Source organism: Mycobacterium colombiense, assembly GCF_003284975.1.
In the GTDB taxonomy this organism is placed as follows: Bacteria; Actinomycetota; Actinomycetes; order Mycobacteriales; family Mycobacteriaceae; genus Mycobacterium; species Mycobacterium europaeum_A.
The window spans coordinates 65,049-71,495 of sequence record NZ_QMEU01000019.1 but is presented as its reverse complement, the minus strand read 5'-3'; the positions used below and the strand labels follow the sequence as shown (position 1 = coordinate 71,495).

The 6,447-nt window shown below is 66.2% G+C and carries 5 protein-coding genes; 4 read left to right on the top strand and 1 reads right to left on the bottom strand.

All coding sequences use genetic code 11. The features are described 5' to 3' along the window. Positions 1-441: 441 nt before the first annotated feature. The 3 genes from DQP58_RS09655 to DQP58_RS09645 all read left to right on the top strand — a co-directional run bounded on the left by DQP58_RS09655 (position 442) and on the right by DQP58_RS09645 (position 3,680). Positions 442-1,155: a VIT1/CCC1 transporter family protein gene (locus DQP58_RS09655; protein ID WP_112708193.1), complete on the top strand. Its 714-nt coding sequence runs from the start codon at positions 442-444 to the stop codon at positions 1,153-1,155. A gap of 111 nt (positions 1,156-1,266) precedes the next feature. Then, on the top strand, positions 1,267-2,109 hold the full coding sequence (locus DQP58_RS09650) for a thioesterase family protein (protein ID WP_112708185.1): 843 nt from the start codon (positions 1,267-1,269) through the stop codon (positions 2,107-2,109). A gap of 20 nt (positions 2,110-2,129) precedes the next feature. Then, on the top strand, positions 2,130-3,680 hold the full coding sequence (locus tag DQP58_RS09645) for a class I adenylate-forming enzyme family protein (RefSeq protein ID WP_112708184.1): 1,551 nt from the start codon (positions 2,130-2,132) through the stop codon (positions 3,678-3,680). Positions 3,681-3,745: 65 nt separating this feature from the next. Here DQP58_RS09645 and DQP58_RS09640 read toward each other — a convergent pair whose 3' ends face one another. Next, the gene (locus tag DQP58_RS09640) at positions 3,746-4,366 is read right to left on the bottom strand and encodes a TIGR03085 family metal-binding protein (protein WP_112708183.1); all 621 of its coding nucleotides are present in this window, start codon (positions 4,364-4,366) and stop codon (positions 3,746-3,748) included. 116 nt (positions 4,367-4,482) lie between these two features. Between DQP58_RS09640 and htpG the strand changes: the two genes are divergently transcribed. After that, on the top strand, positions 4,483-6,417 hold the full coding sequence (gene htpG / locus DQP58_RS09635) for a molecular chaperone HtpG (RefSeq protein ID WP_112708182.1): 1,935 nt from the start codon (positions 4,483-4,485) through the stop codon (positions 6,415-6,417). The last annotated feature ends 30 nt before the right edge of the window (positions 6,418-6,447 follow it).

The window sequence follows — 6,447 nt, the reverse complement described above, 5'->3', positions numbered from 1 at the left end:
CCGGGCGCCGCCCCGCCGTGATTACCCGGAGGCTGTGGCGCCCCGGGCGCAGCATTGGCAAACCCGGCGCCCATTCCCAGGGCCGCAGCGCTGAGCGCTCCGGCGATGGTCACCCCTCCGACAAGTTTCTTCAACTTCATGATGCTTCACCTATCCACTTAGGGATTTCTTGCAAGGAAGTTCGTGAGAACACCCCCCCGTTACATCCTCGACGTTAGATAGCCTTCCTATGGACTGGCTGTGACCCGGCCATGCAGAACGTTTGGTCGCGGCCGCCACCATGCCGCCCTCAATGCGTCATCCACCCGAGCGCAGCAGGCGCGCAGCGCATTCACCAGGTCTTTTCCGGCGAATAGTTCGCAAGCCAACGCGGCGCGTAGGTCGGTTTGGAAAGGCTTTGTTGGCTAGTCGGCAAGGGTTTTCATCTATATGGTTGCGGCCGTGCCGAGTGCGTCTCATCCGCATGAACCCCACGTCGGTTCTGTGTCGTCGAAATTGAATTGGCTGCGCGCGGGCGTCCTGGGTGCCAATGACGGAATCGTCTCCACCGCGGGCATCGTCGTGGGGGTCGCGGCCGCCACCGCCGAACGCGCCCCGATATTGACCGCGGGCAGCGCCGGCCTGGTCGCCGGGGCGGTGTCGATGGCCCTGGGCGAATATGTCTCCGTCAGCACCCAGCGCGACACTGAGAAGGCGTTGCTCAGCCAGGAGCGTCGCGAACTGCGCGAAGACCCGGCCGCCGAGCTGGACGAGCTCGCCGCACTGTATGAAGCGAAGGGCCTTACGCCGGCGACGGCTCGCACCGTGGCCGAGGAACTCACCGATCACAATCCGCTGCTCGCCCACGCCGAAGTCGAACTGGGCATCAACCCCGACGAGCTGACGAACCCGTGGCAGGCGGCATCGTCGTCGGCGCTCTCGTTTGCGATCGGTGCGCTCTTGCCGTTGATCGCGATCCTCGTCCCGCCGACCACGTGGCGAGTCCCCGTCACCGTCGCCGCCGTACTCGTGGCGCTGGTGATCACCGGTGCGGTCTCGGCGGGCTTGGGCGGAGCCCGCAAGGGCCGAGCCGTGCTGCGCAATGCCATCGGCGGCAGCATCGCGCTGGGGGTCACCTACGTGATTGGTCATCTGGTGGGCGCCGCAATCGGGTGACCGATGAGCGTCACGGCGCGGTGTGCAGCCGGCGACTGGAAGCGCAACTGTAACATCCACAGTTGCGGTCCTCAGTAGAGCCCGCAATCCCATCACCCGAAGGGTCATGCAGTGGCCGAGCCCAATATCGCGCCGGAGGAAGCTTCCTGCGCGGAACCGGTGCCGTACTTTGTCCGCGACGAAAACTACTTCGTCCCAACCAAGATCGCGCGCGGCGGATGGGGCCCATCACTGAGCGGACATGTCGTCGGCGGGCTCTTGGCGTGGGCGGTCGAGGTTGCGGCCCGGGACGCGCAACTGCAACCGGCGCGATTGACCGTCGACCTACCCCGGCCCACGGCCTTGGCGCCGCTCGAGGTGCACACGAAGGTGCAACACGACCGACGCCGATTACGGCTGGTCGAGGCCGTGATCACCCAGGATGGCGGCCCGGTGGCACAGGCGAGCGCGCTATTTTTGCGGCGAGGCGCCCAACCTGAGGGGCAGGTCTGGTCACCACCGGTGCAGATGCCACCGATCCCGCTGGACGACGCCTACTCGACGCTGTTCATGCGCACCTACGGCTGGGGCGCGGACGTACAGAACCCCGATCCGGACTGGCCGCAAGGCGACGGTCCGAAATACACCTGGATCTATGAGACACGGCCGTTGATCGACGACGAACCGCTCACCGCCTTCACCCGCGCGGCGATGGCCGGTGATATCACGGCGTCGATTGCCAACTGGGGCACCAACTCCCTGCAATTCATCAACGTCGACTACACGCTCACGCTCAGCCGACTGCCCGAGGGCGCCCATATCGGGCTCGCCTCCCTGGCGCACCACAGCCACGACGGGGTGGCTAGCGGCTCGGCGGTCCTGGTGGACGCCAACGGCCCGATCGGCACCGGGGTGTCCGTCGCGATCGCACACTCGGGATTCCGCCCGCCCTCCACCGATCCGTTGCCCAGGTGAGTCGGAAAGGAATTGGCACGGTGACATTCTGGGCCTTGATCGCCGATGCGGCACAGCGCGGATCACCCCGACCGCTTCTCGCCGATGAATACGGGCGCAGCCTGACAGCGAGCCAATTGCACGACGCCGCGTGCGCAACCGCTGCCGCCCTGGCCGAACGGGGGGTACGCCCCGGGACGGTCGTGTCCTGGCAGCTGCCCACCACGCTGGAAACCATGGTGCTGATGGCCGCACTCGCCCGACTCGGTGCGGTCCAGAACCCGATCATCCCCATCCTGCGGGAAAGCGAGGTCGGCTTCATCACCGGCCAACTGCACACCGAATTGCTTGTGGTTCCCCAGGTTTGGCGCGGCTTCGAATATGGTGAGCTGGCCCGGGCATTGTCGAGGGACAGGGGCTTCGAGGTCTTCACCCTCGACCTGGCAACACCCCCGTCCACCGGCCGGCTGCGGCTGCCCGGCGCCGACACCGCAGCGCTCCCGCCGCCGCCAAGATCCGCCGATGACCCTCGCTGGATCTACTATTCTTCGGGAACCACCGCGGCGCCCAAGGGGATCCGTCACACCGACGCGTCGGTGATCGCCGGCTCGGCGGGCGTGGTGGGCATGGTGGGCGCCAACAGTAGCGACGTGGATCCGATCGCCTTCCCGATCGCACACATCGGCGGGGCGGCGATGCTGGCCACCGGGTTGCTGACCGGCATGCGGTTGGTCCTGTTCGAGACGTTCGACCCGGCCACCACGCCGTGGGCCATCGCCGCGCACAATCCGACGTTCCTGGGGACCGCGACCCCGTTCTTCGTCGCATTCCTCGAAGCCCAACGAGCCCAAGGCGATCGGCCGCTGTTTCCGTCGGTCCGGGGCTGCCTGGCCGGGGGAGCGCCCGTCACCGCCGAACTCAGTCGCCAGGTCCGCGACACCTTCGACCTGGCCGGTATCGCCAACGCGTGGGGCATGACCGAGTTTCCGTGCGCGACGTCACCCTCGTTGACCGCCGCGCCCGAGGTGCTCGACCACACCGTCGGGCCGCCGGTCCCCGGGGTCGCAGTCCGCGCGGTCGACAGCCGCGGCGTCGAACTGGCCGCCGGTCAGGAAGGCGAGTTGCTGCTCAAGGGACCCCAGTGCTTCCTCGGCTACGCCGACCCGGCGCTCGACGCAGACGCGTTCGACGACGACGGCTGGTTGCGTACAGGCGATCTCGGCCTGATCGATGCCGACGGCAATGTCCGCGTCACGGGCCGCACCAAGGACGCGATCATTCGCAACGCGGAGAACATCTCGGCGCTCGAAATCGAGAATGCGCTCGCCACCCATCCCGGCGTCGCCGATGTCGCCGTCATCGGCATTCCCGACCCGCGCACGGGCGAACGCGTCTGTGCCGTCGTGGTGCCCGCGACGGCCGACGGTGTGACGTTGGAATCCCTTGTGCGACATTGCCAATCACGCGGCCTCAGCAGATACAAACACCCCGAACACCTGGTGGTCGTCAAGACGTTGCCGCGCAATCAATTCGGCAAGGTCATCAAAAAGGAGTTGCGCGACGCCCACGCCAAAGGCGTCCCGCGAGCGTAAGCCCGCTGCGTTTTTCGCCGGTATTTTTCGCAGTGGGCTTACTCTCGCGGCGAGAGCGGAGGACGCTACAACCCCTTGGGCGCATCGCGGACGGCCTGCACCGCCGCGGCGTCGCCGTCGAAGTCGACCTTGGCCGCTCGCCCCACGCTGAACAGCAAGAGCTCCTCGGGCGCCCCGGTCACCGTCACCGCCGGCCCCTGACCGGCGGTGAGCACCGTCTTGCCTTCCGGGGTCCGCAGCGCCACCCGGCCGGGCACCTTGGTGAGGGTGACCCGGGCCATCAACGGCAGGGTGCGCCGCAGCATCTTACTCAGGGCGGGCTCCAGCGAGCGCGGCTGCCAGCCCGGCTGCGCGCGGCGCACGTCCTCGTGGTGGATGAACATCTCGGCCACGTTGGCCACCGGGTCGAGCAGTTTGAGCGGCGAGTAGACCGGCGGGCCGGCGGCGAGCTTGCCGACCAGCTCGTCCCACTCATTCCGCTCGGCCACCTGGTTCTGCACCTTCTCGGTGTGGGAGGCGAAGAAAGGAATCAGGATGCCGGGCGCGGCGTCGAGGCGGTACTCACGGATCACCAGGTGTGCGGCCAGGTCCCGCGTCTTCCATCCCTCGCACAGCGTGGGCGCGTCCGGCCCGACGCCGCGCATGGTTTCGACGAGGGCGGCACGTTCGCGTTGAGCAACAGACATGGGTTCAGCCTAGAGGCGGTTGCCCCGGAGTGGACGGGTCCACCGAACACCACGGGTGGGCGGCTCGGTAAATTTGAGACGTCACTGTCCCTTGGAAAGGAGCTGTAGGAGCAGTCATGAACGCGCGCGTCGAGCAGTTGGAGTTTCAGGCAGAGGCTCGGCAACTGCTGGATCTGATGGTCCATTCCGTCTACTCCAACAAGGACTCGTTCCTGCGGGAGTTGATCTCCAATGCCTCCGACGCGCTGGACAAGCTGCGGCTTGAAGCGTTCCGGAACAAGGACCTCGACGTCGACACCTCCGACCTGCACATCGAGATCGACGTGGACAAGGATGCGCGCATCCTGACCATCCGTGACAACGGCATCGGGATGACCCGCGCCGAAGTGGTGGACCTGATCGGCACGCTGGCCAAGTCGGGCACCGCCGAGCTGCGCAAGCAACTAAGAGAGGCGCAGAACCTGAAAAACCGAGCGGCCTCGGAGGAACTCATCGGCCAGTTCGGTATCGGTTTCTATTCGAGCTTCATGGTCGCCGACAAGGTCGAGCTGCTCACCCGCAAAGCCGGCGAGAGCGAGGCCACCAAATGGGAATCCAGCGGCGAGGGCACCTACACCATCGAATCGGTCGACGACGCTCCGCAGGGCACGTCCGTCATCCTGCACCTCAAGCCCGAGGACGCCGAGGACGAGCTGCACGACTACACCGCGGAGTTCAGAATCAGGAGCCTGGTCAAGAAATACTCCGACTTCATCGCCTGGCCCATCCGCATGCAGGTCGAGCGGCGAGAACCGGCCGGCGAGGAGGGCGGCGAGGAGACCGTCACCATCGAGACCGAAACCCTCAACTCGATGAAGGCCCTGTGGGCCAGGCCCAAAGAAGAGGTCTCCGAAGAGGAGTACAAGGAGTTCTACAAGCACATCGCGCACGCCTGGGACGACCCGCTCGAGGTCATCGCGATGCGCGCCGAAGGCACCTTCGAGTACCAGGCATTGCTGTTCATCCCGTCGCACGCCCCGTTCGACCTGTTCAATCGGGACGGCCAGACCGGAATCCAGCTGTACGTCAAGCGGGTGTTCATCATGGGCGACTGCGACGAGCTCATGCCCGAATACCTGCGCTTCGTCAAGGGCGTCGTTGACGCCCAGGACATGTCGCTGAACGTGTCCCGCGAAATCCTGCAACAGGATCGGCAGATCAAGGCCATCCGGCGCCGACTGACCAAGAAGGTCCTCGCCACGATCAAGGATCTGCAGTCCGAGCGCCCCGAGGACTACCGCACCTTCTGGACCCAATTCGGCAGGGTCATCAAGGAGGGCCTGCTGTCGGACTTCGACAACCAGGAGACGCTGCTGCAGGTCTCCTCATTCGCCTCGACGCACAGCGAAGAGGAAGCCACCACGCTCGCCCAGTACGTGGAGCGCATGAAGGACGGCCAGACGCAGATCTTCTACGCGACGGGTGAGTCGCGCCAGCAGATCCTGAAGTCGCCGCACCTCGAGGCGTTCAAGGCCAAGGGCTACGAGGTGCTCCTGCTCACCGACCCGGTCGACGAGGTCTGGGTGGGGACCGTGACCGAATTCGACGGCAAGCCGCTGCAGTCGATCGCCAAGGGCGAGGTGGACCTCAGCTCCGACGGCGAGCAGAGCGAGGCCGAGCGCGAAGAGCAGCAAAAGGAGTTCGCCGACCTGCTGACCTGGCTCAAGGACACCCTGTCCGACCACGTCAAGGAAGTTCGGCTGTCCAACCGACTGACGGACTCGCCGGCCTGCCTGATCACCGACGCCTTCGGGATCACACCGGCGCTCGCGCGCATCTACCGCGCGTCCGGACAGGACATTCCGGTGGGCAAGCGGATCCTCGAACTCAATCCCAACCACCCCCTCGTCACCGGCCTGCGCCAAGCGCACCAGGACCGCAGCGACGACCCCTCCGTGGCGGAGACCGCGGAATTGCTCTATGGCACAGCACTTCTCGCCGAGGGTGGGGCGCTCGACGATCCCGCGAGGTTTGCTGAGATACTCGCCGACCGGCTGGCCCGCACGCTGTAGCCCCGGGCCGACCGGCCCCAGCATGCCGGG